Origin of the sequence: Phocaeicola faecalis (assembly GCF_021730445.1) — a bacterium.
Lineage (GTDB): Bacteria > Bacteroidota > Bacteroidia > Bacteroidales > Bacteroidaceae > Phocaeicola > Phocaeicola faecalis.
The window spans coordinates 86,982-113,428 of sequence record NZ_JADNRM010000007.1 but is presented as its reverse complement, the minus strand read 5'-3'; the positions used below and the strand labels follow the sequence as shown (position 1 = coordinate 113,428).

General features: G+C 44.3%; 22 protein-coding genes. 15 read left to right on the top strand and 7 right to left on the bottom strand.

Annotated features, from left to right (window positions below; translation table 11 throughout):
* Window position 1 precedes the first annotated feature (1 nt).
* From IR173_RS09170 to IR173_RS09160, 3 genes are read left to right on the top strand one after another with little or no spacing between them, the layout of a single operon-like run.
* The gene (locus IR173_RS09170) at window positions 2-1,456 is read left to right on the top strand and encodes an ATP-binding cassette domain-containing protein (RefSeq protein WP_237039349.1); all 1,455 of its coding nucleotides are present in this window, start codon (window positions 2-4) and stop codon (window positions 1,454-1,456) included.
* A 41-nt stretch (window positions 1,457-1,497) separates the two neighbouring features.
* Window positions 1,498-2,601, top strand: coding sequence for an ABC transporter permease (locus tag IR173_RS09165; RefSeq protein ID WP_237039348.1), 1,104 nt, complete (start codon window positions 1,498-1,500; stop codon window positions 2,599-2,601).
* A 21-nt stretch (window positions 2,602-2,622) separates the two neighbouring features.
* Window positions 2,623-3,726 carry an ABC transporter permease gene (locus tag IR173_RS09160; RefSeq protein WP_237039347.1) on the top strand — a complete coding sequence of 368 codons (1,104 nt, stop codon included), beginning with the start codon at window positions 2,623-2,625 and terminating at the stop codon, window positions 3,724-3,726.
* A 50-nt stretch (window positions 3,727-3,776) separates the two neighbouring features.
* On the opposite strand, the gene IR173_RS09155 is transcribed toward IR173_RS09160, so the two are convergent.
* Window positions 3,777-4,604, bottom strand: a complete 828-nt coding sequence (locus tag IR173_RS09155) for an exodeoxyribonuclease X C-terminal domain-containing protein (protein WP_237039346.1) — start codon at window positions 4,602-4,604, stop codon at window positions 3,777-3,779.
* A gap of 197 nt (window positions 4,605-4,801) precedes the next feature.
* Complete coding sequence (locus tag IR173_RS09150; protein ID WP_237039345.1) at window positions 4,802-7,132, bottom strand: transglycosylase domain-containing protein; 2,331 nt, start codon at window positions 7,130-7,132, stop codon at window positions 4,802-4,804.
* 158 nt (window positions 7,133-7,290) lie between these two features.
* Here IR173_RS09150 and pyrB point away from each other — a divergent pair, with 158 nt between their 5' ends.
* From pyrB to mtgA, 8 genes are all read left to right on the top strand, one after another.
* Entirely contained in the window at window positions 7,291-8,232 is a 942-nt protein-coding gene (pyrB, locus tag IR173_RS09145) for an aspartate carbamoyltransferase (protein ID WP_237039344.1), read from the top strand.
* 13 nt (window positions 8,233-8,245) lie between these two features.
* Entirely contained in the window at window positions 8,246-8,710 is a 465-nt protein-coding gene (gene pyrI, locus IR173_RS09140) for an aspartate carbamoyltransferase regulatory subunit (RefSeq protein ID WP_005938833.1), read from the top strand.
* Window positions 8,707-9,276 carry a flavin reductase family protein gene (locus tag IR173_RS09135; protein WP_237039343.1) on the top strand — a complete coding sequence of 190 codons (570 nt, stop codon included), beginning with the start codon at window positions 8,707-8,709 and terminating at the stop codon, window positions 9,274-9,276. The genes pyrI and IR173_RS09135 overlap by 4 nt, the downstream gene beginning before the upstream one ends.
* Window positions 9,273-9,995, top strand: coding sequence for a porin family protein (locus tag IR173_RS09130; protein WP_237039342.1), 723 nt, complete (start codon window positions 9,273-9,275; stop codon window positions 9,993-9,995). The genes IR173_RS09135 and IR173_RS09130 overlap by 4 nt, the downstream gene beginning before the upstream one ends.
* 110 nt (window positions 9,996-10,105) lie before the next feature.
* Window positions 10,106-11,386 (top strand): serine hydroxymethyltransferase, encoded by a 1,281-nt coding sequence (gene glyA, locus IR173_RS09125; RefSeq protein WP_237039341.1) that lies wholly within the window; start codon window positions 10,106-10,108, stop codon window positions 11,384-11,386.
* Window positions 11,387-11,752: 366 nt separating this feature from the next.
* Window positions 11,753-13,096, top strand: a complete 1,344-nt coding sequence (locus tag IR173_RS09120; protein ID WP_237039340.1) for an MATE family efflux transporter — start codon at window positions 11,753-11,755, stop codon at window positions 13,094-13,096.
* 49 nt (window positions 13,097-13,145) lie between these two features.
* Window positions 13,146-13,865, top strand: coding sequence for an OmpA family protein (locus IR173_RS09115; RefSeq protein WP_237039339.1), 720 nt, complete (start codon window positions 13,146-13,148; stop codon window positions 13,863-13,865).
* Window positions 13,866-13,945: 80 nt separating this feature from the next.
* Window positions 13,946-14,656: a monofunctional biosynthetic peptidoglycan transglycosylase gene (gene mtgA / locus IR173_RS09110; protein WP_237039338.1), complete on the top strand. Its 711-nt coding sequence runs from the start codon at window positions 13,946-13,948 to the stop codon at window positions 14,654-14,656.
* Between the two features lie 8 nt (window positions 14,657-14,664).
* On the opposite strand, the gene IR173_RS09105 is transcribed toward mtgA, so the two are convergent.
* The 4 genes from IR173_RS09105 to IR173_RS09090 form a co-directional block, all read right to left on the bottom strand.
* Window positions 14,665-15,495 carry an N-acetylmuramoyl-L-alanine amidase-like domain-containing protein gene (locus IR173_RS09105; protein WP_237039337.1) on the bottom strand — a complete coding sequence of 277 codons (831 nt, stop codon included), beginning with the start codon at window positions 15,493-15,495 and terminating at the stop codon, window positions 14,665-14,667.
* 109 nt (window positions 15,496-15,604) lie between these two features.
* Window positions 15,605-17,380, bottom strand: coding sequence for a biotin/lipoyl-binding protein (locus tag IR173_RS09100; protein WP_237039336.1), 1,776 nt, complete (start codon window positions 17,378-17,380; stop codon window positions 15,605-15,607).
* Window positions 17,381-17,569: 189 nt separating this feature from the next.
* Window positions 17,570-18,073 (bottom strand): RNA polymerase sigma factor, encoded by a 504-nt coding sequence (locus tag IR173_RS09095; protein WP_005938855.1) that lies wholly within the window; start codon window positions 18,071-18,073, stop codon window positions 17,570-17,572.
* Between the two features lie 164 nt (window positions 18,074-18,237).
* Window positions 18,238-18,846 carry a trimeric intracellular cation channel family protein gene (locus IR173_RS09090; protein ID WP_237039335.1) on the bottom strand — a complete coding sequence of 203 codons (609 nt, stop codon included), beginning with the start codon at window positions 18,844-18,846 and terminating at the stop codon, window positions 18,238-18,240.
* Window positions 18,847-18,928: 82 nt separating this feature from the next.
* On the opposite strand from IR173_RS09090, the gene IR173_RS09085 reads away from it, so the two are divergent.
* Window positions 18,929-20,017, top strand: a complete 1,089-nt coding sequence (locus IR173_RS09085; RefSeq protein ID WP_237039334.1) for a UDP-N-acetyl glucosamine 2-epimerase — start codon at window positions 18,929-18,931, stop codon at window positions 20,015-20,017.
* A 137-nt stretch (window positions 20,018-20,154) separates the two neighbouring features.
* On the opposite strand, the gene IR173_RS09080 is transcribed toward IR173_RS09085, so the two are convergent.
* Complete coding sequence (locus tag IR173_RS09080; protein WP_237039333.1) at window positions 20,155-21,543, bottom strand: DUF3078 domain-containing protein; 1,389 nt, start codon at window positions 21,541-21,543, stop codon at window positions 20,155-20,157.
* 261 nt (window positions 21,544-21,804) lie between these two features.
* On the opposite strand from IR173_RS09080, the gene IR173_RS09075 reads away from it, so the two are divergent.
* The 3 genes from IR173_RS09075 to IR173_RS09065 all read left to right on the top strand — a co-directional run bounded on the left by IR173_RS09075 (window position 21,805) and on the right by IR173_RS09065 (window position 26,335).
* On the top strand, window positions 21,805-23,406 hold the full coding sequence (locus IR173_RS09075; protein ID WP_237039332.1) for a CTP synthase: 1,602 nt from the start codon (window positions 21,805-21,807) through the stop codon (window positions 23,404-23,406).
* A 38-nt stretch (window positions 23,407-23,444) separates the two neighbouring features.
* Window positions 23,445-25,310, top strand: a complete 1,866-nt coding sequence (gene yidC / locus IR173_RS09070; RefSeq protein WP_237039331.1) for a membrane protein insertase YidC — start codon at window positions 23,445-23,447, stop codon at window positions 25,308-25,310.
* A 392-nt stretch (window positions 25,311-25,702) separates the two neighbouring features.
* Window positions 25,703-26,335, top strand: coding sequence for an HU family DNA-binding protein (locus tag IR173_RS09065; protein ID WP_237039330.1), 633 nt, complete (start codon window positions 25,703-25,705; stop codon window positions 26,333-26,335).
* Window positions 26,336-26,447 lie beyond the last annotated feature (112 nt).

The following is a 26,447-nucleotide window of genomic DNA, read 5'->3' as shown; positions in this document are numbered from 1 at the left end:
AATGGAGAATATCGTTTCTGTCAGGCAGATAAGCAAAAGCTATGGTTCGGTACAGGCTTTGAAAGATATCAGCTTTGATGTAAAGCCGGGAGAAATCTTCGGATTAATCGGACCGGACGGTTCGGGAAAGACAACTCTGTTCCGCATCCTCACCACACTTGTACTTGCCGACAAAGGAGAAGCCCGCGTGTGCGGGTATGAAGTGATGAAGGAATATAAGGACATCCGTAGACTGGCCGGCTATATGCCGGGACACTTTTCCTTATACCAAGACTTGTCTGTAGAAGAAAACCTCACTTTCTTTGCCACTCTTTTCAATACCACCATCCGGGATAACTATGCCCTTGTGGAAGACATCTATCGACAAATAGAACCGTTCAAGCATCGGCGTGCCGGAAAGTTATCGGGAGGTATGAAACAGAAATTAGCCTTAAGTTGTGCCCTGATTCATAAACCCTCTATTTTGTTTTTAGACGAACCGACCACCGGCGTAGACCCCGTCTCGCGAAAAGAGTTTTGGGATATGTTGCTGAAACTGAAAAAAGAAGGAATTACCATCATCGCTTCCACTCCTTATCTGAATGAGATGAAATGCTGTGACCGCATCGCTTTTATCCGGGAAGGAGAGATACAGGGAATCGATACTCCCGAACGTATCTTGCAGCAGTTCAGCCATATTCTTTCGCCCGAAGGATTGAAGCACAAAGGACAAAAGACATCGGACGAGTATGCCATCCAAGTAGAAAACCTGACTAAAAAGTTTGGTGACTTCACCGCTGTAGACCATATCTCTTTCCAAGTGAAGCGCGGAGAGATTTTTGGTTTTCTCGGTGCCAATGGTGCAGGAAAGACTACTGCTATGCGCATGTTGTGCGGGCTTTCCCGACCAACAAGCGGAAAAGGCAGCGTGGCGGGATTTGATATCTCCACGCAATATGAATTGGTAAAAAAGAATATAGGATATATGAGCCAGAAGTTCTCCTTGTATGAGGACCTGAAAGTGTGGGAAAACATACGCCTGTATGCCGGCATCTATGGCATGAGCGATGAAGAAATTGCTGTCAAGACCGATAAAGTGCTGGAACAGTTAGGCTTTCTACATGAAAAGAACACATTGGTTCGTTCGCTTCCATTGGGTTGGAAGCAGAAACTTGCCTTTTCCGTAGCCATCTTTCACAATCCTAAAATTGTCTTTTTGGACGAACCCACCGGAGGTGTAGACCCCGCCACCCGCCGTCAGTTCTGGAAACTGATTTATGAAGCTGCCGAAAGAGGGATTACCATATTTGTCACCACCCATTATATGGACGAAGCAGAGTATTGCAACCGGATATCTATGATGGTAGACGGAAAAATAGAAGCATTGGATACACCGGACCATTTAAAAGAGCAGTTCGGGGCAAAAGACATGGATGAAGTGTTCAGACGGCTGGCACGCAAAGCGGTAAGAAACTGAACCAAGCTCCACCCCAAACGAAAAATAGTAAAAGAAAGATTATGAAGCAATTTTTATCTTTTGTACAGAAAGAATTCCATCACATCTTCCGCGACCGCCGGACGATGCTCATACTGCTGGGGATGCCTATCGTGCAAATCATCCTCTTCGGCTTTGCCATCACCACCGAGGTAAAGAATGTAAAAGTGGCAATATTGGATTATTCAAAAGATATTTCAACCCGACAGATTATCGACAAACTGGATGCCAGTGAATACTTCGATGTTCGACGGATATTACAAAACAGCAACGAGACCGAAGAAACATTCAAAAGAGGAGAAGCCGACCTTATAGTCGTCTTCGAACCGAATTTTGAGAATAACCTGCGCCACACGGGGCAAGCCAAAATACAATTGATAGCCGATGCCACCGATCCCAATAATGCCACTATCCTGACCGGATATGCCACCAGCATCATTACCGACTATCAACAAAGCCTGGCAGCACATCCCATTTCCATACAGATTATCCCTCAAGTGAAGCTACTTTACAACCCCGGCATGCAGAGTGCCTACAACTTCGTCCCCGGGGTTATGGGATTGATTCTGATGCTGATATGTGCCATGATGACCTCCATCTCCATTGTCCGCGAAAAAGAGACAGGCACGATGGAAGTACTTCTCGTCTCACCTGTACGCCCGCTAATGATGATTATCGCCAAAATGGTGCCCTATTTTTTTCTGTCCTGCATCAATCTGATAACCATTCTGCTGCTGTCTGTATATGTGCTTCATGTCCCGGTAGAAGGAAATCTGCTTTCGCTGGCTTTCCTTTCATGGATATTCATTATTGTATCTTTATTATTAGGGTTGCTGGTATCCACCATCGCCAAGACACAAGTAGAAGCCATGCTGTTCTCGGGTATGGTACTGATGATGCCTACAGTCTTACTTTCGGGCATGATATTTCCTGTCGAGAATATGCCGCTGCCGCTACAGATTATCTCTAATGTCATTCCGGCCAAATGGTATATCATCGGTGTAAAAAAGATTATGATAGAGGGCCTGAGTATCAGTTATACCATGAACAATATCAGTGTACTGACTTTGATGGCCGTCATATTAGTCATTATCAGTCTGAAGAAATTCAATAAACGTTTAGAATAAGCTCAAAACAAACAAAGAGATATGATTAAATATTTATTAGAAAAAGAGTTCAAACAAATGCTCCGCAACCCGATGTTGCCCAGAATGCTTCTCGTATTTCCCTGCATCATCTTGCTGGTACTCCCTTGGGCTGCTAATTTTGAGATAAAGAACATAAACCTAAGTGTAGTAGACAATGACCATAGTCCCTATTCCACTCGTCTGATTCAGAAAGCCGGAGCTTCGGAATATTTCCGGATAGTGGATGTGTCCGACAGCTATAAGGAAGCCATGGAAAGCATTGAAGAAGGGAAAGCCGACATCATCCTCGAAATACCGCCCCATTTTGAACGGGATATACTAAAAAGCGGAACTGCCAGAGTCCTCATATCCGCTAATACCGTGAATGGGACCAAAGGAGGGCTGGGCAGTTCATATCTTAGCAACATCATCCATGATTATGCCGGCGAAATCAAACCGTCAGACAACAGTATCATTTCTGAGCCTAAGATTGAGATAGATACACAGGGGCGATTCAATCCGCACCTTGACTATAAAATATTTATGGTTCCCGCATTGATGGCTCAATTGCTGATGATGCTTTGTGGCTTTCTCCCTGCACTTAATATCGTAAGCGAGAAAGAATTCGGCACTATCGAACAGATAAACGTTACCCCGGTGAGCAAGTTTACCTTTATTCTTGCCAAACTCATTCCTTACTGGATTGCCGGACTTATTATCCTCACCATAGGCATCCTTTTGGCACGAGTGGTGTATGGTCTTTCGCCCGCAGGCCCTTTATGGTTGCTCTATTTCTTTGCGCTATTGTTCATCGTTGTTATATCAGGAATGGGACTGGTGGTGTCAAACTATTCGCAGACCATGCAGCAAGCCATGTTTGTGATGTTTTTTTTCCTTATTATCATTATGCTGATGAGTGGTTTGTTTACACCTATCAACAGTATGCCCCAATGGGCACAAACCATCACCATCTTAAACCCTTTAAAATATTTTATCCAAGTCACCAGAGCCGTATATCTGAAGGGAAGCAGTTGGGGCGACCTGACTGCACAGTTTACAGCGCTGCTCATAATGGCGGCCACCTTGAACACTTGGGCTGTATTTAGTTACAAAAAGAATTCATAGCCAACCCAATATTTGCAATGACGGCATTAAGTTTGGTTATCATTTTCCGGCTATTTAAACTTAAGATAACCGATGCGGGTACATTTAACTCCTCTGCTTTCATAATGTGACAGCACCTTGGCCGACTTAATATATAATGTGTCCTTTGGGTTAATCTTCTTGGTATAGCAGTTCAGCGTATCCGGCGTCGGACTGGGGGCTGCCGCTTTTATAACAAAGGAAAAGCGATTGCCGTCCGCATCTGCCGCCAACACACTTTGATCCACATAATAGTCATGAGTTTTGTAGACATCCAATTGCAGTCTTACCCCTAACACTTCCAAATGCAAATCGGTCAGTTTCTCCCCCTTCTCGCCTATAAAACGGCTTCCGCCGGACAAGTGGTGCTTTCTAATCACAGTGTCATAATGTACCACTGCAAAGTCTTTGGCAATCACAGCCAGTTTTCTGTCGCGGGGATTTCGCGCTTCAAACTTATGCGCCAGCCATAACACGTAATTAGGGTCGACGTAATACACCTCCGCCAACCGCTTGCCTCTGTATTTGCCGAAAGCCACAATGTCTTCGGAAGAACCGTAATAAGGCTCAAAGAAACTGTTATCCTTCACCTTCAACATGATATTGCAGTTCTGCAAATACAAAAACGCACGCTCGGCAGCATCATCAAAAGTGACAGCCAGCGTGCATACAAACAAGGGAGAATGACTATTGTCAGGGAAAATGCGCCACAAGGCATAATAAGAACGGTAGGGAGTGGAAACGCTAATCGCATAATATCCCATATCTTCCCTGCGGCCCTTATTGAAACGGTCTATTTTCTGAAAGACTTTCTCAGCCATCTCATTGGTTATCTGATACAGAGTTATATTTTTATCCATCGTCTCCTCCTCTCACATTCGGTTAAGGTTTTCTTTCTCGTAAATATAAGGATTTACGAGGAATATTCCAAAAGAAGACTCGTCTTTTTTCCCTTTGAAACCAAGCTTCGGCTGTGTGTCGCGAAAAAGAAAATATCCATATGGGCAGGCACAAGAAAGCCCGCGGGCTTTATCACAATCCACACGGGCTTTATCATTTATTCAAAGATAGCATCCAGACCGGTATTGTCTTCGCTGCTCGAAGAACTGTCCATCAGTGTATCCTTGCAAGGGTCGAAATCTTCGGGTATATTGAAATGTTCCTCCTGTGAGTACCCCAAGCTCTTATCCTTATATACTTTCTGCATATAGAGCCCCCATACCGGCAACGCCATGGCAGCTCCCTGACCGTTGACCATCGTATCGAAATGAATATCGCGGTCTTCACCTCCCACCCATACACCGGAAACCAGTGAAGGCGTGAAGCCCATAAACCAACCGTCGGAATTATTGTTGGTGGTACCCGTCTTACCGCCCATATCGGCAGTAATGCCGTACAAACGACGAACACGTCCACCCGTACCTTCATTGATAACGGCACGCAGCATTACCAACATCTTATATGCACTCGATTCACTGATAACTTCATCCATCTGAGGAGTAAAGTTGGCAAGTACATTTCCCTCATTATCCTCTATCCGAGTGACAAACAAGGGTGCCGTACGGATACCTCTATTGGCAAATGCTGTGTACGCACTGACCATCTCGCCTACCGATATTTCGCAAGGGCCGAGGCTCAATGACACCACCGGATCTATTTGCTTATTCAGCACACCAAATGAATGAATCAGACGCACCAACTGGTAAGGATTTAACTTGCTCATCAGATATGCCGTTACCCAGTTATCGGAATTGGCCAATCCCCATTTGATTGTTACCATTTCACCATAGCGTTTCTTATTGGCATTGCGCGGAGTCCAGGGACGTCCGTTTTCATCTATCAACGTTTGTTCTACATGGCGCACTTCATCACAGGGAGAAAAACCATTTTCCATCGCCAGCGTATATAGATAAGGCTTGATGGTAGACCCCACCTGACGACGTCCTGTCATAGCCATATCATACTGGAAATAGTTATAATTAGGGCCGCCCACATATGCTTTCACATATCCGGTAGTAGGATCCATCGACATGAATCCGGCACGCAGGAAGTGCTTGTAATACCTAATGGAATCCATCGGTGTCATAATAGTATCTTTCTCTCCCTCGTATGAGAATACAGACATCTCATACTTCGTATCAAACGCCTTACGGATTTCAGCTTCCGAATGTCCGGCTTCTTTCATAATGCGGTAACGGTCGGTTTGTTTCATGGCTCTGGTCATGATGGCATTCACCTCTTCCTGAGTCAGATTTCGAGTGAACGGAGCCGTTTTCTTCTTCGACTTTTCTTTGAAGAAACGCGGTTGCAGATATTGAGCCACATGTTCGCTCACAGCTTCTTCGGCATAGCGCTGCATACGCGAGTCGAGCGTGGTATAAATTTTCAGTCCGTCTGTATAGATATTGTAGTTCGTTCCGTCTTTCTTCTTATTCTTGGCACACCAGCCAAACAGCGGATTATTTTTCCACGCCAACGAGTCCTCGTAATATTTCTGCATCTGCCAACCGCGATATTCACTCTTCTTCGGCTCCTTAGCAGTCATTACGCCACGCAGATATTCACGGAAGTAAGTTGCCAATCCTTCCTTGTGGTCCACACGACGATACTTCAGCACCAACGGTAATTTCTTCAATGAGTCTGCTTCAGCGTCACTCAGATAGCCGGCTTTGCGCATCTGGTCAAGCACCACATTCCGACGGCCGCGGGCACGCTCGTTAAAACGTTTCGGATTATACAACGAAGGGTTTTTACACATCCCCACCAGCGTTGCCGCCTCTTCTATTTTCAAGTCTTTCGGTTCTTTGGAGAAATAAGTGTTCGCAGCCGTCTTGATTCCCACAGCATTGTTGAGGAAATCGAACTTATTGAGATACATGGTCAGAATTTCTTCCTTGGTATAATAACGCTCCAACTGCACGGCAATCACCCACTCGATAGGCTTCTGCAACAGACGCTCCATCACATTGTCTGCCGTAGGAGAATAAAACTGCTTGGCCAACTGCTGTGTAATGGTGCTGCCGCCTCCCGCATTTTTCTGCATCAAAATACCGCGTTTCACCAATGCGCGGATAAACGCACGTGCATCAATGCCCGAGTGTTCAGAGAAACGTTCGTCCTCGGTGGCAATCAAGGCATGAATCAAATTAGGCGACAACTGATCATACCCCACAAAGACACGGTTTTCCTTACTGAGCGACCAAGTGCCCAGCATTTTGCCGTCATCGGATATAATCTCGGTTGCAAACTTCAAGTTCGGGTTCTCCAACTCCTCGATAGGGGGAACATAACCAATCCATCCCTTGGCTATTGCGGTAAAAATGAAGGCTATAGCTAATATTACACAGGCTACCAATGCCCAAAGTACATAAATAAACTTCTTCCTCATGTCTGTTTCTAGTAATTACACTGCAAAAGTAAGGAAAAACTTTGAGATAGAAGGCGTTTCTAACAAAGTTCAACTAAATATCTTTAGAAGCTTCGCCATTTTATTTTTTTTTCATACCTTTACGCTCCGTATAATTGTAATTATAAATACAAATAGGTATGGAAAATAGAAGTTTAGTCACTATTGCCGAACACTCCAAAGAGAAGATTCTCTATTTGTTGGAAATGGCAAAAGAGTTTGAAAAGAAACCTAACCGTAAATTACTGGACGGCAAGGTGGTAGCCACCCTCTTTTTCGAGCCATCTACCCGAACACGACTCAGTTTTGAAACAGCAGCCAACCGCCTGGGCGCACGGGTAATCGGGTTCACCGACCCTAAAGTTACCAGTTCTTCAAAAGGCGAAACATTAAAAGACACGATTATGATGGTAAGCAACTATGCCGACATCATCGTAATGAGACATTATCTGGAAGGAGCTGCACGCTATGCCAGCGAAGTTGCCCCGGTGCCTATCGTAAATGCCGGAGACGGAGCCAACCAGCATCCTTCACAAACCATGCTAGACCTCTATTCCATATACAAGACACAAGGCACTCTCGAAAATCTGAATATCTATCTGGTAGGCGACCTGAAATATGGACGAACCGTTCACTCTCTATTGATGGCCATGCGCCACTTCAACCCGACTTTCCACTTTATTGCTCCCGAAGAGCTGAAGATGCCCGAAGAATATAAGCTATATTGTCGCGAACACGGCATTAAGTATAAAGAATATACAGACTTCGACGAAGACACTATTGCCGAAGCCGACATCCTGTATATGACACGCGTACAGCGCGAACGCTTCACCGATTTGATGGAGTATGAGCGCGTGAAAGACGTATATATATTAAGGAATGAAATGTTGAGACACACCCGCCCCAACCTGCGTATCCTCCACCCGCTGCCCCGCGTAAACGAAATTGCTTATGACGTGGACGAAAATCCAAAAGCATATTATTTCCAGCAGGCACAAAACGGACTGTACGCACGACAAGCCATCCTCTGCGATGTATTGGGCATTACACTGGATGATGTAATAGAAGATGGTAATAAGTAAAAACGAAAAGACTATGAGCGAAAAGAACAAACAAGAATTACAAGTTGCCGCTTTAAAGAACGGAACTGTTATAGACCATATACCTTCCGACAAGCTGTTCACCGTAGTTGCACTGCTCGGATTGCAGAATTCCGACTCTAACATTACTATCGGAAACAACTTCGAGAGCAAGAAACTGGGCAAGAAGGGTATCATTAAGGTAGCCGACCGCTTCTTTACGGATGAAGAAATCAGCCGTCTGTCAGTAGTTGCCCCCAACGTGAAACTGAATATTATCCGTGACTACGAGGTGGTGGAAAAGAAACAGGTATTAATGCCCGAAGAGTTACGCGGCATCGTGAAATGTGCCAACCCCAAATGTATCACCAATAACGAACCAATGGCAACCCTGTTCCATGTTATCGACAAGGAACACGGCATTTTGAAATGCCACTATTGCGAAAAAGAACAAAGCAAAGAAGCAATTAAGTTATTATGAAACAAGACTGGAAACCGGGAACTATGATTTATCCGCTACCGGCTGTTCTGGTGAGTTGTGGAAGTACGGAAGAAGAATATAATATCATTACAGTGGCGTGGGCAGGTACAATATGTACCAACCCACCCATGTGTTATATATCCGTACGCCCCGAACGCCACTCTTACCCCATACTGAAGCACAATATGGAGTTTGTCATCAATCTCACCACCAAGGATATGGCTTTTGCCACCGACTGGTGCGGCGTGCGCTCGGGACGAGACTATAATAAGTTTCAGGAAATGAAGCTAACCCCCGGAAAGGCTAAAATGGTGAGTGCACCTATCATTGAAGAATCCCCCCTCTGTATCGAATGCCGTGTGAAGGAAATCATTTCGCTGGGCTCGCACGATATGTTCATTGCAGATGTAGTGAACGTAAAGGCTGACGACAAATATCTTAACAAAGAAACAGGGAAGTTCGAGCTGGCCGAGAGCAACCCATTGGTATATGTTCACGGCGGATATTTTGATTTGGGGACCAAGATCGGAAAATTCGGCTGGTCAGTAGAAAAAAAGAATAGATGAAGAAGCATTTCCTGTTCATACCAATATTGCTTCTTTGTACATCCGCCCTGAAAGCAGAGGAACAGAAGCAGAACTCCCAAACGGAACCTAAAGTCAATGTAGGTCTGAAGGTAGGATTTAACTCTTCCATGTATTTCACCAGCCGCCTGCAACTGGACAATCAACGTTTTGAAGACATACAAAACAATTACAAGGTGGGCTACTTTGCCGCCTTGTTTTTCCGTTTTAATATGAAACGCCATTTCATTCAGCCTGAGTTTACTTATAACGTAAACAAAGGAGACATCACCTTCAACAAGAATCAAAATGACGAAACTTTCCCACCCGATTTTGCCACCATTCGTTCCACCATTCATTCTTTGGAAGTCCCCCTGCTGTACGGATACAGTTTCGTCAAAAGCCATCCATACGGCATGGCACTCTTCATCGGTCCCAAACTGGAATATATCTGGAAGAAGAAAACGAAAGAAGAGTTCTCCAACTTTGGGCATGACAATATCCAAGAGAAATTACACCCCATCAATATGAGCAGTGTCATTGGTTTGGGTGTGAATATCTCTAATATCTTTTTCGATTTCCGTTACGAGATAGGCCTGACTAACATATCGAAAGAAATTACTTACGAAAAGAACATCAACGGAGAAATATCTCACGAAAAAGGCATCGTTATCAACCGTCATAAAAACGTGCTCAGTTTCTCATTGGGAGTTATTTTTTAAATTATCACAGTATCGAAAGATTTTCCCGAATTTATTTCCTCCTAATCTAAAATTTCTTAACTTTGTAAACTCTAAATCGAATATCGTACATAAACTTATTATAAAAAGAAATGAAAAGAGACGATTTGATTTTCGATATCATCGAAAAAGAGCATCAACGCCAGCTCAAAGGTATCGAGCTGATTGCATCCGAAAACTTTGTCAGTGACCAAGTAATGCAGGCTATGGGGTCTTGCCTTACCAACAAGTATGCCGAAGGTTATCCGGGCAAACGCTATTACGGTGGTTGTGAAGTGGTAGACCAAAGCGAACAAATCGCTATCGACAGACTGAAACAAATCTTTGGTGCAGAATGGGCCAATGTCCAGCCTCACTCCGGTGCACAGGCCAATGCTGCCGTTTTCTTGGCAGTCCTGAATCCGGGTGATAAATTTATGGGATTGAATCTGGCTCACGGCGGTCACCTGTCACATGGTTCTCTGGTGAATACATCGGGCATTATCTACACTCCGTGCGAATACAATCTGAACAAAGAAACAGGACGCGTGGACTACGACCAGATGGAAGAAGTAGCATTGCGTGAAAAACCGAAAATGATTATCGGCGGCGGCTCTGCATACTCTCGCGAATGGGACTACAAACGCATGCGTGAAATAGCCGACAAAGTGGGCGCCATCCTGATGATTGATATGGCACATCCGGCCGGACTCATCGCTGCAGGCCTGCTGGACAACCCTGTAAAATATGCTCATATCGTTACTTCCACCACTCACAAGACACTTCGCGGACCTCGTGGCGGTGTCATCATGATGGGCAAAGACTTCCCTAACCCATGGGGAAAGAAAACTCCAAAGGGTGAAATCAAAATGATGTCACAACTGCTGGACTCTGCCGTATTCCCGGGCATTCAGGGCGGACCGTTGGAACACGTTATCGCTGCCAAAGCCGTTGCCTTTGGCGAATGTTTACAACCCGAATATAAGGAATATCAAAAACAAGTGCAGAAGAATGCCAAGGTATTGGCACAGGCTTTGATAGATCGTGGGTTCACCATTGTATCCGGTGGCACCGACAACCACTCCATGCTGGTAGACTTACGCAGCAAATATCCTGAACTAACAGGTAAAGTGGCTGAGAAAGCATTGGTTTCCGCAGATATCACCGTAAACAAGAATATGGTACCGTTCGACAGCCGTTCAGCATTCCAGACTTCGGGCATCCGTCTGGGTACTCCTGCCATTACCACTCGTGGTGCAAAAGAAGATTTAATGATTGAAATTGCCGAAATGATTGAAACTGTTCTTTCTAACGTGGACAATGAGGAAGTCATTGCACAGGTTCGCGCCCGTGTGAATGAAACAATGAAGCAATATCCTATTTTTGCTTATTAAAAACTGGAAAACGCTTATATTTACCATCAAAGAAATGAGGTTGTCCAAAATGGGACAACCTCATTTCTTTTAACTACAGGGAAAAGTAATACATTAACATCGCCAAGCGTAGGAGCAGGAGGTGCCTGTTCGAAGCAATTGCAGTAAAACATAGAAGAATGTATTAAACTGATGATACGTCGTACAACAACCTCCTCGCAAAAGAGCAAGGTCTTTTTTCAAAGCTCTTCCAGCTTTAAAGAAAACATCAAGGTCTTTTTAAAGAAACACTTTCCGGCTTTTTTGAAAAAGCCTAAATGTTTTTCATCTCTACTGGAAATCCTCCTTTATTTTTATACCTTTGCACACATTTTACATTAACGACTGATGAAAGGAACAAAGAATCTAACTCAAGGTCCCATTCTACGCCAGCTTTTTACTTTAGCAATGCCCATCATGGCTACTTCTTTTATCCAAATGGCATATAGCCTGACAGATATGGCATGGGTAGGAAGATTGGGAAGCGAAGCCATTGCCGCAGTGGGCTCCGTAGGAATTCTCACATGGATGTCCACTGCCATTGCCCTACTCAATAAAGTAGGTGCCGAAGTGAATGTGGGACAAGCAATCGGTGCTCAGGACGAACAAGCCGCACGCAGTTTTGCTTCCAATAATATTACTTTGGCACTGTTGATTTCCGTGCTTTGGGGCGCCTTGCTGTTTATCTTTGCACGCCCTATCATCGGCATCTACGAACTGCAACCACACATCGAAGACATGGCAGTAGAATATCTGCGCATTGTATCTACAGCATTACCATTCGTATTCCTGTCCACCGCTTTTACCGGAACATTCAATGCTGCAGGAAGAAGCAAGATTCCTTTTTCTATCAATGGTATTGGCCTGATAACTAATATTATACTCGACCCTCTCTTCATCTTTGGTTTAGAATGGGGAACTACCGGCGCTGCCATTGCCACATGGCTGGCAGAAGCCATCGTATGTTTTCTTTTTGTCTACGAACTAAAGAAAAAAAAGATTCTGTGGGACAACTTTATTTTCTTTACGCGCCTTAAAAAACAATACGCAGTACGCATCATCAAGATAGGACTCCCTGTAGCAACATTCAATACCCTGTTTGCATTCGTCAATATGTTTCTCGGACGAACCGCTTCCGAACAAGGTGGACATTTGGGACTGATGGCCCTCACTACAGGCGGACAGATTGAAGCCATAACCTGGAACACCTCACAAGGTTTTGCCACTGCCCTCAGTGCTTTTGTAGCTCAAAACTACGCAGCACGCCAAGTAACACGTGTACTGAAAGCCTACCACACCACACTGTGGATGACTTTTATCTTCGGCACCTTCTGTACCTTCATTTTTATATGCTATGGTAATGAAATATTTTCTATCTTTGTACCAGAAAAAGCGGCCTACGAGACCGGCGGTGTATTTTTACGCATTGACGGATACTCCCAAATATTTATGATGCTTGAAATCACCATTCAGGGGGTGTTCTACGGAATAGGGCGCACCATGCCGCCTGCCGTGATAAGTGTCAGTTGCAATTATCTGCGCATCCCGATGGCACTTCTGTTTGTTTCATGGGGATGGGGATTGCCGGGCATTTGGTGGAGCGTGACCATTACCAGTACAATGAAAGGGATTATTTGCCTGATATGGTTTATGGCTATCAAGAAAAAGGCATTAAGTTATCAGGTTAATTAATGAACAATTTTTGCATTAAGTCATTATATAATTAAAAACAAATGAGATTATGAGAAAGACTAAATTTATTGCTTTTTTGCTGAGTGCAACATTAGTATTCAGTGGATGTGGTAACATGAATAATACAACCAAAGGCGGATTAATCGGCGGTGGTGGCGGTGCTGCCTTGGGTGCTATTATCGGAGGTATTGCCGGACACGGTAAAGGTGCCGCTATCGGTGCTGCTATCGGTGCTGCCGTTGGTACGGGAGCCGGCGTTTTGATTGGTAAGAAAATGGATAAGGCGGCTGCCGAAGCTGCTCAAATTCAAGGTGCCCAGGTAGAGCAAGTGACCGACAACAACGGCCTTCAGGCTGTAAAAGTGACTTTCGACTCGGGCATTCTCTTTAATACCGGAAATGCTGCCTTAAGTCCTCAGGCTAAATCTGCATTGAGCAAATTTGCCAACAATGTATTGAACCAGAACAGAGATATGGATGTATCCATATATGGTTACACCGACAACCAAGGTTGGAGAAACAGCACTGCTGAGCAAAGCATCCAGAAGAACCTCAATTTGTCTCAAGAACGTGCACAGAGTGTAGCTAGTTACTTGTTGAGTTGCGGTGCCAGCAGTTCTCAAATCAAATCGGTTGAAGGTATGGGCCAGGCTGATCCTATAGCAAACAATGATACTGCCGAAGGACGTCAACAGAACCGTCGCGTGGAAGTATACATGTATGCCAGCCAGCAAATGATTCAGCAGGCAGAAGCCGGTACATTGAAATAAATTATACGGCAAAATCACGCTTTCAATCCACTCACAGGAGTAGATGAAAGCGTGATTTTACTTTTTTCCGCTACACAAACATGAAGAAAAAGAAGATTTTTAAATTTATCCGCAATCTATTGATTGTATTCTTTGGCTCATCTATTCTGTCAGTCATAGCCTTGCGTTTTATTCCCGTTTATTTTACTCCCCTAATGTTCATCCGAACCACACAGCAGGTGATTCATGGCGAAGATATTAAATGGAAACATACTTGGGTGTCGAAAGAGAAGATTTCCCGACACCTGCCCATGGCTGTCATCGCCTCGGAAGACAACCGGTTTGCCGAACATAATGGATTCGATTTTAAAGAAATAGAAAAGGCCATGGAGGAAAACAAGACCAGAAAACGTCCTCGCGGCGCAAGCACTATCAGCCAACAGACTGCCAAGAACGTGTTTTTATGGCCGGCCTCCTCTTGGCTGAGAAAAGGGTTGGAAGTGTATTTCACTACCCTCATAGAACTGTGTTGGAGTAAGGAAAGAATTATGGAAGTTTATCTCAACTCCATCGAAATGGGAAAAGGAATCTATGGAGCAGAAGCCGTCGCCAAGGAACATTTTCATAAGAAGGCAGGTAACTTGACTCCGGGCGAATGTGCCTTGATAGCAGCCAGCCTGCCCAATCCCCGCAAGTTTAACTCCGGCAAGCCAAGCAATTATATGTTTAAGAGGCAAAAGAAAATCCTTTATCTGATGAAATGTGTCCCCGCTTTTCCTCCCAAAGAAAAGAAGAAGACGAAGAACACCTAGCTCTGTCTTTACAATACGGAGATTATCCGCACCCCTGTATGAGTCCTTTTATTCTTAGAATAGTCGTACATCGGCTGCGGATCCAAAATAACCTGCTTTGCCACAGAGGAAGCATGCAATAAGTGAAGGGTATCACCCACCCAACAAACAAAACCGACATGTACCACGTCAAGCCCGGCAATGTTCGTTGTGATTGCCAATATATCACCGTTCTTAATATTCAACTTATAAGGAGGATAACTCAATTGATCTTTCGGGAAATAAGTAACCACATTCCCATTCAACATCTGTTCCTGCCTCACTATCTCAGCTACTAAATGAGGATTATCCTTCAACTGCTTATAACTATCGGGATGGGTAGACATAAAGTTGAGATGAAGTTCTTCTTGCTGAGTACTGAACTCATCTGTCCGTTCCTTTACAATGCCTTTCCGCTCATTATCTTTTATCCACTCGCTGAAATAATGCAGACGTGATGGATAGCCATCCAATATTCCGCCCCTATAACGAATATGTTGCAACGCCTTTTTAAAACTGCCAAAGTTCCTTTTCTTTTCTTTATCTGCTAAAGCCAAAGCTAAAACCGTTTCGACAAAGGTCGTACAATCCACCTTGTCCAAATGGACTATCAGTTTTTCCTCTTTGCCTTCATCCAAGGTTCCCGCCACATAAGGTACGCCCAACAGCTGTTGGGCAAAAAACATTGTTCTGCTACTATCGGCGGGTAATTCCGACGCTTTCTGCAATAAAGCTTCCACTTTTATACTGTCCTTCTCCTGAGCTGCCGCAGGAAGCATCAGCATCCCTGCCAAAAAGAATAATAAAGCCGTTCGTTTCATCCTGTTGATTTTCTGAAGGAGTAAAGATAGTAATTAAATAGATAAGAAGAAAAACAGGCGCCTGTTTTTTAGAAAAACAAACGCCCATCCCTTGTTGCTACATTATAAATCAAGCAGAAAACTCTGTTCGTTCCAAATAGGCAATCACATCACCTTTGTTGACAACCGCCCCCTGTGCAGCGCATACTTCCACTATCCTTCCGGTGAAGTTGGCCATTATCTTTTCATATTCTCCCCACGGAGTGGAGATGTAGCAGAACACTTCGTCATGCTGATACTTGCGACCGATAAAAGGAGCCGTCGACGGGCCTTCCACCGACACTTCCCATAATATCTGTCCCTTGTCGGGTGCAATAATCGGATCGGCCTTGGCACGTTTATACTTCTTTATTTCTTCTTCATTAAAACCACTTTTTGCCATTGCCGCATCTTTGGCACGTTGCAGGTCATCCAAGAAACGCTTCTTGGCAATCCCTGATTTATAATCACGGTATTGACGGTCGTGCATGGCCAGTTCAAAGAGTTCTTCATCATCTTCTCCATAGTCCCAACCATTATCATCCATTTCTTTGCGGTATTTATCCAACTCATCAGGATAGTTTAGTTGCGGGTCTTCATCCGTAAATTCCAGTCCTTTACTCTTTGCCAGTTCTATAATTTCGGGAGCCAATTCACCAGGCAGCTTGCCGCTCTTTCCCAATATCATATCCCAGGTATGGTTGTCTATCATCGTCCAGCGTCCTTCCCCTTTTATCAACTGCATTACGTTCATCAGCGCCACATTCTTCACATATTGACTAAATGGGGTCACCAACGGAGGATAGCCCAATTTCGGCCATACATATTCCACTTCCTCAAACAGCATCACTACCAGGTCATCCAAACTCATCGGCTCTTTGCCCTGCCCTTTCAATATCAAGTTGATGCCCGAATGCACCCCCTTCAAATCGGCCATCATAGAACCCATCATGCCCCCCGGAAGCCCGCAACCAAGCAACAGTGAAGACATGTGCTTGTTGGTAGGATCAATAAAGTAACCCAAGAAATCATCTATAAACTCCTGCGTCATGCTGCGTGCCTTCATGTAAGCCTTCATATTGATTTCAGGCACCCGGAAACCGGCATTCTTCAGCATAGCCTGAACAGAGATGACATCGGGATGCACTTTTCCCCATGACAAGGGTTCCATTGCAACATCAATAATATCGGCACCATTTTCACAAACTTCCAAAATAGATGCCATCGACAACCCCGGTCCCGTGTGTCCGTGATATTGAACAATCACTTCGGGATGTTTTTCCTTGATATTTTTCACCAGCTGCCCCAGCATCTCGGGACGTCCGATACCTGCCATATCCTTCAGGCAGATTTCGGGAGCTCCCGCCTCTATCAACTGGTCGGCTATACGTGAATAGTACTCTACGGTGTGAACCGGAGAATAAGTTATACACAAGGTAGCCTGCGGAATCATTCCGGCTTCCTTGGCATATTTTATAGAAGGGATAATATTGCGCACTTCATTCAACCCACAGAAAATACGGGTGATATCTACTCCTTGGGCATGTTTCACCTTATACATCAACCGTCGCACATCAGCGGGAACGGGATACATTCTCAATGCATTCAGGCCACGATCGAGCATGTGAGTCTGAATGCCTGCTTCATGCAAAGGTTTGGTAAACGTACGGACTGCTTTATTCGGGTTCTCCCCATAAAGTAAGTTCACTTGTTCAAAAGCACCTCCATTAGTCTCCACACGGGCAAAGCAGCCCATTTCAATGATAAGAGGAGCTATCCGTGCCAACTGGTCTGCTCTGGGTTGATACTTTCCTGATGACTGCCACATATCGCGGTAGACCAAGCTGAATTTGATTTCTTTTTTCATAATTATATTTCGATTTAAAGGTGTTTTTGTCCTTCTGCAAATATAACAAATGAATAAAAAGAAAGTTAAGATTCAAGTGGATTTTTTGCTCTCTAAAAACATGTTTAATATCATATTGTTAACCACAAAAGGCAGAAAAGGTCGAATTACACCAACCTATCCTGCCTTTTTGCTATTCACAAACACTAATTATACAAAATCACGGAGCTGTCCCTGCAAGCGTTGACGGGTAAAGAAGATACGACTTTTTACTGTTCCAAGCGGCAAAGATAATTTTTCGGCTATCTCACGATATTTAAAGCCCGACACGTGCATGGCAAACGGAATACGGTATTCATTCGGCAAGAGATTCACTACCCGGTGTATTTCCTTAATGTCATAAGCACCTTCTGTGCTGTCAAAACCGGAGTCCTGCGGCAAGTTCAAGTGATATAAATTATCGGTGTGGTCGACAAATGTTTGGTCACGTACAATTTTTCTGTAATTATTAATAAAGATGTTACGCATGATTGTGTACATCCATCCCTTAAAGTTAGTATCGGGGATATACTTATCCTCATTATCCAAGGCTTTCAGTGATGTTTCCTGCAATAGGTCGTTAGCTTCCTCACGGTCGGCTGTCAGTTTATAGGCAAATCGAAGTAATTCTTCTTGCACACTAAGCAGGTTTTTCTTAAAACTAATACTATTCATAAGTTTTTAAGTTTAGGTTTATAACTCTTTGTTCATGCTCTCGTGCTGCAAGGATAAGGCTTTTTTAAGGGGCGGACAAGAAAAAACTATCAAAATAGGGGGTAAAAACCGCCAATTATCAGTTTTTACCCCCTATTTTATCAATTAACAGGTGATTCTCGGAGCTATTCTCCTTTTAAAGTTGGTAAACAAATACTATATTTAACAGCTAGAATACGAGTAAAAAACACGGTTACTCCTCCCACTACCTGACATCCATAAGCTTCCATACCGGCAAAGTCGCATAGCCAATAAGCCAGTCCGCCCACGACACACGCCATTGCATAAATTTCCTTACGAAAGATTAACGGAATCTCATTAATAAACACATCACGGATTACACCTCCGGCAGCTCCCGTAATACTACCCATGATGATGGCCACCCAATAAGGATACCCCAATGCAATACTCTTGCCCACACCTACAACGGTGAACAGTGCCAAACCGATGCTGTCAAACAAGAAGAATGTATTATGCATGTGAATCAGATACTTTCCAAAGGCAATCACCCAAAATAAGGCAAGCCCCGTACATATCAAATAAATGGGGTCGGTCATCCATCCCGGCGTCACATCCAACAATACATCGCGAATTGTACCTCCGCCGATAGCCGTTGCCATTCCTACTACATAAGCTCCAAACCAGTCAAATTGTTTAGCCGAAGCAAGCCGGATGCCGCTAATGGCAAAGGCAAACGTTCCTATAAAATCTAAAACTTGTACAAATGTTATCATAAATAAAATTATTTGGCTGCAAAGTAACGAATAATTTCGATAAGAAAACGTATTTTTGTCTTTTGAAAATAGCTAAAATGAAATGAAAATAACAATTATCGCAGGCGCACGCCCCAATTTCATGAAAATTGCCCCCTTAATGCGTGCTATTAACGCTGCCAAAGCAGCAGGTAAGAACATCAGTGCCCGCCTGGTATATACAGGTTCGGACGAAGACAAGAGTCTGGAACCTTCTTTGTTCACCGACCTTGACATGCCCCGCCCCGATGCTTATTTAAGAGTGGATGATACTGATTTCTTTCAACGAATGGCAGGCATCGTAGTCGCTTTTGCCCGTGAACTGGAAAAGCACCCTGCACAAATTGTCATTGTGGTAGACGACCTTACCCCCACCATGGCCTGCTCTATCGTAGCTAAAAAGAAAGGGCTGAAAGTAGCGCACCTGGTAGCAGGAATACGCTCTTTCGATATGGATATGCCGAAAGAGGTCAACCGAATGATTACCGATGGACTATCGGACATTCTATTTACTGCCGGAATGGTTGCAAACCGAAACCTGAACCAGACAGGAACAGAACAGGCCCATGTGCATTTTGTTGGAAATATCTTAATCGACACCTTACGATATAACCGCACACGATTACAACGCCCTGTGGCTTTTTCCATTATAGGAGTGAAGGAGAAAGAATACGTCCTGCTTACTTTAAACCGGCATGCATTAATTAATAATGATACTGTTCTGAAGAATCTTTTCCAGACCATATTGGAGAAGACAGACAAACCGATTGTCGCTCCTTTACATAATTATGTAAAGAACAAGCTGAGCTCTCTGGGCGTTCATTCCGAGCGACTGCACATTCTTCCTCCCCAGCCCTATCTGGCTTTCGGATATATGGTGAATCAGGCACAGACCATTATCACGGACTCGGGTAATGTGGCCGAAGAAGCTACCTTCCTCGGAATTCCATGCATCACACTGAACACTTATGCCGAGCATCCTGAAACCGTAAGTATCGGTACGAATTGTCTGGTGGGTGAAGAACCTGAAGCTTTGGCTGCCGCACTTGACAGACTGAGTAAAGGCGAATGGCAGGAAGGACATCTGCCGGAACGCTGGGACGGTCGTGCCGCCGAAAGAATTGTGCAAACCTTGCTCGAAGAAAAATTATAAGGAAAAAAACAATATTATAATAAGAGAGGAATCTTTCCCATATCCGAAAATGTCAAAACTCCAATGACTTGCTTTATCTATTCAAGTAACATTGGAGTTTTGATATTTTTTCCTACAGCACAACAGGCTGGAAGAATTTACCAAGTATAGTTCAAACCGAAACTCAGCAATTCCTGCAACTGGAAGTAGCTTTTATTATCATCCGTCAGCTTCACACCATCATCATAGCGGGCATGAACGAATAACTTCGTTGACAAATAACGGTTTAATACGAAGTTGAATGTATTTTCCCAACTGGCAATTACTTTATCATAAGTAGTAAAGTATTCCAATTTAGACTCCCACACGATGCTTGGAATAATCTTCCAAGTAAGGTTTCCTGTGAATTTAGAACCGATTAGGTTAGCAGTGCTGTGCCCCGGCTCCACATTAAAAGCAGCAGGGTCGGCTATTTTATCATTACTGATATATATAAAGGTATATGCAAACGGAGAGGTCAGCAAAGACAAAGTATAATTCTTCTTGTTTTGCTTAAAGTCCATACCGAGGGTTATATCAAGCTGTGCCGGAGACATGAAGTTAGAAATCATGTCGTTCGTATTGGTCTTGTAATTAGCAAAGAATTGAGTCTTGAACTCGGCAGCCAATGTATAATACCAATTCTTGAACGCTTTCACACCAAGTTTACTGTTCAACCGAAACAAATCGGCGTTTGTCTTATACTTATGAACCGTGTCAGAAGGGGCAGTAACGAATCCCAACTTCATTTCCAGTTTATTCTCAAATTCCAGTCGCTGTCGATCGTCAAAATTAGCTTCAAGCACTAAGCCCGACAGCAATGAATTGGTACTTTCACCACCTTTATACCAGTTATCCGAAATATAGTGCTGCGTGAATTGAGCATATCCGTTTCCTTTATATTTCCAAAAGTTGGGGCGGACAATCACCAAATCACTTTCCGTATCCACACTCTCCACCGGATTTTCCGGTTGCAAGAAACTCTTAATATGCTCTTTGCGCGGATTTTTCACTATCTGGCTATCCTCCAAAGGCTTCAAGTCTGCCAGATAAAGTTCGTTACCCAACACTTTTTCAGGGTGCTGCATATAATAATTAAGAAGAATCTTATTCACCCAACGGTCTACCTTGGCCGAGCGTTCCAAATCGGGTACAGTAAACAACTGTATGGAATCCTGTTTGGCACGGTAAACAGAGTCTGCTGCTGTGTGTTTAGTATTATATTCTTCGGGCGACCACTTCAATTCGAAAGCTTGCTCCACCGGTGCTGTATAATAAGTAGGCGGAACAAACAGTTTATAATAAGCCGGATTACGGTGGACACGCGGAGCCGGAGCATCCAAGTCATCCCACATTCTAAAATAAGCATAATAAGCGGCTCTCAGATTAGCCAAAGAATCGGCAAATGCCGCTACAGCTGGACTTTCCTTCGTTTTGGTTATCTTCTGTGCCGGTGCCGCAGAACAAAGCAAAGCTAAAATCAAGGGCAAAGCTAGTTTTCTTTTCATATTCCTTATCGTTTTTGCGTAAAAAGACACTTAAATGGTGCAAAAGTACACTTAATTTTCCTTTTATCAAAAGACAAAAGTATTTTTAAAAACCATATCAGTGACTTTTTAAAACTGAAAGAAGTTTTTAAAAAGCATCACCGATTACTTTTTAAACGTTCTATTATGATTTTTTGTTGTGCAACCGGGGAATTCAGAAAAAGATTTTGTAATTTTGCAGCTTCGATAATTTAAGAGAATAACAATTAAAAATATTAAGTAGTGGGAGAAACTAAGTATATCTTCGTAACTGGTGGTGTTGCCTCTTCATTGGGCAAAGGTATTATTTCATCATCAATAGGTAAATTGCTGCAAGCAAGAGGCTACAATGTTACCATTCAAAAGTTTGATCCGTATATCAACATCGACCCGGGAACTCTGAATCCCTATGAACACGGTGAATGTTATGTGACTGTAGACGGTCACGAAGCCGATCTTGACCTAGGGCACTATGAACGTTTCTTAGGCATCCAGACAACTAAAGCCAACAACATTACAACCGGTCGTATTTATAAGAGTGTTATCGACAAAGAACGCCGTGGCGACTATTTGGGAAAAACCATTCAGGTTATTCCTCATATCACCGACGAAATTAAGCGCAACGTAAAATTATTAGGCACTAAAAATAAATTTGACTTCGTAATCACCGAAATCGGAGGCACGGTAGGTGATATCGAGTCATTGCCTTACTTGGAAAGTATCCGTCAGTTGAAATGGGAAATGGGACGCAACGCTTTGTGCGTACATCTTACTTATGTACCCTATTTGGCTGCTGCCGGCGAACTGAAAACAAAGCCGACACAACATTCTGTAAAAGAGCTGCAATCCGTAGGTATCCAGCCGGATATTTTGGTACTGCGCACAGAACACGAATTGAGCACTAACCTGAAGAAGAAAGTCGCTCTATTCTGCAATGTAGACGAAAATGCAGTGGTACAGTCCATGGATATGCCGACTATTTATGAGGTTCCCGTACGCATGCAGGAACAAGGTCTGGACGTCACCATCCTTCAGAAAATGGGCTTACCCGTAGGCGAGACTCCTACCCTCGGCCCGTGGAGAGACTTCCTCGACCGTCGTCACAAAGCTACCGAAAAAGTAAAAATAGGCTTAGTGGGAAAATATGATTTGCAGGATGCTTATAAATCTATCCTCGAAGCATTGTCACAGGCAGCAACATACAACGACCGCAAGGCCGACATCCACTTCATCAACAGCGAGAAACTGACTGATGAAAATGTGGAAGAGCAAATCAAAGACATGGACGGTATCATTATCTGCCCGGGCTTCGGACAGCGTGGTATCGAAGGTAAGTTTGTAGCTATCAAGTACGCTCGTACACACAATGTTCCCACATTCGGTATCTGTCTGGGCATGCAGTGCATCGCCATCGAATTTGCCCGCAATGTATTGGGCTATGCTGATGCCAACAGCCGCGAGATGGATGAAAAGACTCCGCACAATGTTATCGATATCATGGAAGAACAGAAGGCCATCACCAACATGGGCGGCACAATGCGTCTGGGAGCTTACGAATGTGTGCTCGACCAGAATTCCAAGACTTTCGAAGCCTATAAGAGCGAGCACATTCAGGAACGTCACCGCCATCGCTATGAATTCAACAATGACTACAAACAGGAATTTGAGAAAGCTGGTATGAAGTGTGTCGGTATCAACCCCGAATCGGACTTGGTGGAGATTGTTGAGATTCCTACCCTGAGATGGTTCATCGGAGTGCAGTTCCATCCCGAATACAGCAGTACCGTACTGAAACCGCATCCGTTATTCCTGTCATTCATCAAGGCAGCCATTAACAAAGGATAAAACGAGAATTATAATATAAATAAGGTAAACAAGAAAAAATGGACAAAAACACTTTAGTGGGATTCGCCCTGATTGGTGCAGTTGTAATAGGCTTCAGCATCTACAACCGTCCCAGCCAGGAAGAGATGGCACGTGCAAAACACTACCAGGATTCCATTCAGGCTATCGCCCAAAAAGAAGCTGCCATGCAAGAACAGGCAGCAGCACAGCAGAGCCCGGCCCATACAATACAGGCAGACTCCACTTCACTCCTTTATGGCGCGAGCCAGGGTACGGAGCAGTTGACAACGCTGGAAAACGATTTGGTAAAAGTAACATTTACTAATAAAGGCGGACGTGTGTGCGCTGCCATGCTGAAAGATTATAACGGTCAGGACGGCAAGCCATTGGAGCTGTTCGACGAAAAGGACTCGGGCATGAACTTCGCTTTCGAAGGAAAAAACGAAAACATCTTGACCGAAGACCTCTATTTCCAGCCGACCAATGTGACAGACACTACAGTGACGATGCGACTGACCACCAACGGTGCAGGCTATATTGATTTCGATTACAAGCTGTTGCCCAACACCTATGTGGTGAATTTCTCCATCCGTGCCAACGGAATGCAGAATTTCTTCCCCGCAGCAGCCAACACTGTCAACATCAACTGGCATCAGCGTGCACGCCAATTGGAAAAGGGATTCAGCTTTGAGCAACGCTATACTTCACTCACTTACAAGCCGGTAAACAAAGGCTCCGACTACCTGAGCGAAATGAAAGACGCCAAAGAAGAAGTAACCGACCGCTTGGACTGGATTGCGTTCAAGAACCAGTTCTTCTCAAGCGTGCTGATTGCCGATCAGGACTTCGACAAGGCTTCGCTGGTCTCTACTCCCCAAAAAGAGGGAAGCGGATATATGAAGAACTATACCGCAGACATGACCACATTCTTTGACCCCACGGGAAAACAGGCTACCAATATGCAGTTCTATTTCGGCCCCAACCGTTTCAAGACACTGCTGGCAAGCAATGACTTGAGCCTTTCACAAAAAGACCTGGAACTGGAAGACCTGGTATATTTGGGCTGGCCGATTATCCGATGGATTAACCGCTGGTTTACCATCCCCTTGTTCGACTGGCTGTCTGGTTGGGGACTGAGCATGGGTATAGTGTTGTTGTTGATGACCATTATCGTAAAAGCACTGGTATATCCGGCTACCCACAAGTCATATATGTCGTCTGCCAAGATGCGCGTATTGAAGCCTTATATCAACGAAATCAATGCCAAATATCCCAAAAAGGAGGATGCGCTGAAGAAGCAACAGGAAACAATGGCACTTTACAGCAAATACGGTGTCAGTCCGATGGGCGGCTGTCTGCCTATGCTGATTCAAATGCCGGTATTCATGGCCTTGTTCTTCTTTGTGCCAAACGCCATCGAGCTGCGCCAACAGAGTTTCTTATGGGCTCCCGATATGTCTACTTACGATGATATCATTCATTGGAGCACCACTATTCCTTTACTGGGCAACCACTTGAGCCTGTTCTGTCTGCTGTTCAGCATCACCAACATACTGAATACAGTGTACACCATGAAGCAACAGGACACCGGCCAACAGCAAATGCCGGGCATGAAACTGATGATGTATATCATGCCTGTGATGTTTATCTTCATTTTCAACGGTTACTCTTCCGGTCTGAACTATTATTACTTCATTTCCGGTCTGATAGGTATCCTGACTATGGTAATCCTGCGCAAGACAACCGATGAAAAGAAACTTCTAGCACAGTTGGAAGCCAACAAGGAAAAGAAGAAACAGAAAAACGGCGGTAAAGCTGGCGGTGGCCTGATGGCCAAGCTGGAAGCACTGCAGAAAGAACAGGAGCGTCTGCAGCAGGAAAGAATGAACAAAGGAAAAAAATAAAACTCCGCAACATTACATTTTTTTTGAATTAATAATTATCAAGGGGGCGACCATTTCTCAATGAGATTTGGCCGCCCCCGCCTTTTCTTCCGATGCACCAACCCGATGAGGGGATTGCGGACTGATTGAAATCCCCCGCCACACCGTCTCATACTCTTTTCCTTCCCCTTACAAAGCCTCCCTCATGCCATCACAAACCCCAAAGCTTCCTGCTGCACAACCGGATTACAGCCACTAATCCGTAAATCACAAGCACTAATCCATAAACCAATGCCATCAACCTGTAAATCAATGGTAAAAATTAGGATATACATCAGGCATATAGTACCTTTGTATAGGGATTCCAAAGACTTTGGATACTATGAATATCAACTTTATACAGACAGACAATTATGGCTGAATACATCAAACAGGAAATGAGTGACCTGGACGGCTCAGGTGAACAGCGGGTGTTCTACCGCATGAAAACCTATCACAATATCAATGCCCGGGAATTCGTCAGCAAGCTGGCACGTCCGGGTTCAGGGCTGAGCGAAGGAAATGTATTGCACGTACTTACCACTCTTGCCGACGAACTGGCTTATTATATGGCACAGGGATACAGCGTGAGCATCGACGGTGTGGGAACCTTCAAACCCACTTTGGGAATAGCTGAAGGCAAAGAAACGGACACACTGGACGGTGACGAACAAAAACGAAACGCGCGGAGCATCATGGTGAACGGGGTAAACTTCCGCGCCAGCAAGGAGCTGATAAAAGAAACCGCCCGACATTGTGACTTGAAGCGTGCGGGGGTGAGCCGCATCCACCATTCGCCCTACTCACCCGAAGAGCGTATCGCACTCGCCTTGAAATATCTGGATGAACATCATTTTATGCGCGTAGCCGATTATATGAAGCTGACCGAGCTGCGCAAGACAAGCGCCACCCTGGAACTGAAACGATTGAGAGAAGACCCGGCCAGCGGAATCACAACGGAAGGAAAAAGAAACGGAATGATTTATGTGAGACGAAAAGACGAATGACCATACCACACACACCCAATACACCAACAGCATTCCCTGAAGCGGACAAAGAAAAGAACAAATATGCAAGAACATTTCACTTCACCGGCTTTTATGTGTATTTTTGCAATCA

Bases quoted from the DNA above. Each gene is read 5' to 3' on its own strand.
- IR173_RS09165 (WP_237039348.1), top strand. From the start codon at position 1,498: ATGAAGCAATTTTTATCTTTTGTACAGAAAGAATTCCATCACATCTTC.
- IR173_RS09090 (WP_237039335.1), bottom strand. From the start codon at position 18,846: ATGATAACATTTGTACAAGTTTTAGATTTTATAGGAACGTTTGCCTTT.
- IR173_RS09115 (WP_237039339.1), top strand. From the start codon at position 13,146: ATGAGAAAGACTAAATTTATTGCTTTTTTGCTGAGTGCAACATTAGTA.
- yidC (WP_237039331.1), top strand. From the start codon at position 23,445: ATGGACAAAAACACTTTAGTGGGATTCGCCCTGATTGGTGCAGTTGTA.
- IR173_RS09160 (WP_237039347.1), top strand. From the start codon at position 2,623: ATGATTAAATATTTATTAGAAAAAGAGTTCAAACAAATGCTCCGCAAC.
- IR173_RS09100 (WP_237039336.1), bottom strand. From the start codon at position 17,380: ATGAAAAAAGAAATCAAATTCAGCTTGGTCTACCGCGATATGTGGCAG.
- IR173_RS09155 (WP_237039346.1), bottom strand. From the start codon at position 4,604: ATGGATAAAAATATAACTCTGTATCAGATAACCAATGAGATGGCTGAG.
- IR173_RS09150 (WP_237039345.1), bottom strand. From the start codon at position 7,132: ATGAGGAAGAAGTTTATTTATGTACTTTGGGCATTGGTAGCCTGTGTA.
- IR173_RS09170 (WP_237039349.1), top strand. From the start codon at position 2: ATGGAGAATATCGTTTCTGTCAGGCAGATAAGCAAAAGCTATGGTTCG.
- IR173_RS09080 (WP_237039333.1), bottom strand. From the start codon at position 21,543: ATGAAAAGAAAACTAGCTTTGCCCTTGATTTTAGCTTTGCTTTGTTCT.
- glyA (WP_237039341.1), top strand. From the start codon at position 10,106: ATGAAAAGAGACGATTTGATTTTCGATATCATCGAAAAAGAGCATCAA.
- IR173_RS09130 (WP_237039342.1), top strand. From the start codon at position 9,273: ATGAAGAAGCATTTCCTGTTCATACCAATATTGCTTCTTTGTACATCC.
- IR173_RS09135 (WP_237039343.1), top strand. From the start codon at position 8,707: ATGAAACAAGACTGGAAACCGGGAACTATGATTTATCCGCTACCGGCT.
- IR173_RS09120 (WP_237039340.1), top strand. From the start codon at position 11,753: ATGAAAGGAACAAAGAATCTAACTCAAGGTCCCATTCTACGCCAGCTT.
- IR173_RS09065 (WP_237039330.1), top strand. From the start codon at position 25,703: ATGGCTGAATACATCAAACAGGAAATGAGTGACCTGGACGGCTCAGGT.
- IR173_RS09105 (WP_237039337.1), bottom strand. From the start codon at position 15,495: ATGAAACGAACGGCTTTATTATTCTTTTTGGCAGGGATGCTGATGCTT.
- IR173_RS09085 (WP_237039334.1), top strand. From the start codon at position 18,929: ATGAAAATAACAATTATCGCAGGCGCACGCCCCAATTTCATGAAAATT.
- mtgA (WP_237039338.1), top strand. From the start codon at position 13,946: ATGAAGAAAAAGAAGATTTTTAAATTTATCCGCAATCTATTGATTGTA.
- IR173_RS09095 (WP_005938855.1), bottom strand. From the start codon at position 18,073: ATGAATAGTATTAGTTTTAAGAAAAACCTGCTTAGTGTGCAAGAAGAA.
- pyrB (WP_237039344.1), top strand. From the start codon at position 7,291: ATGGAAAATAGAAGTTTAGTCACTATTGCCGAACACTCCAAAGAGAAG.
- pyrI (WP_005938833.1), top strand. From the start codon at position 8,246: ATGAGCGAAAAGAACAAACAAGAATTACAAGTTGCCGCTTTAAAGAAC.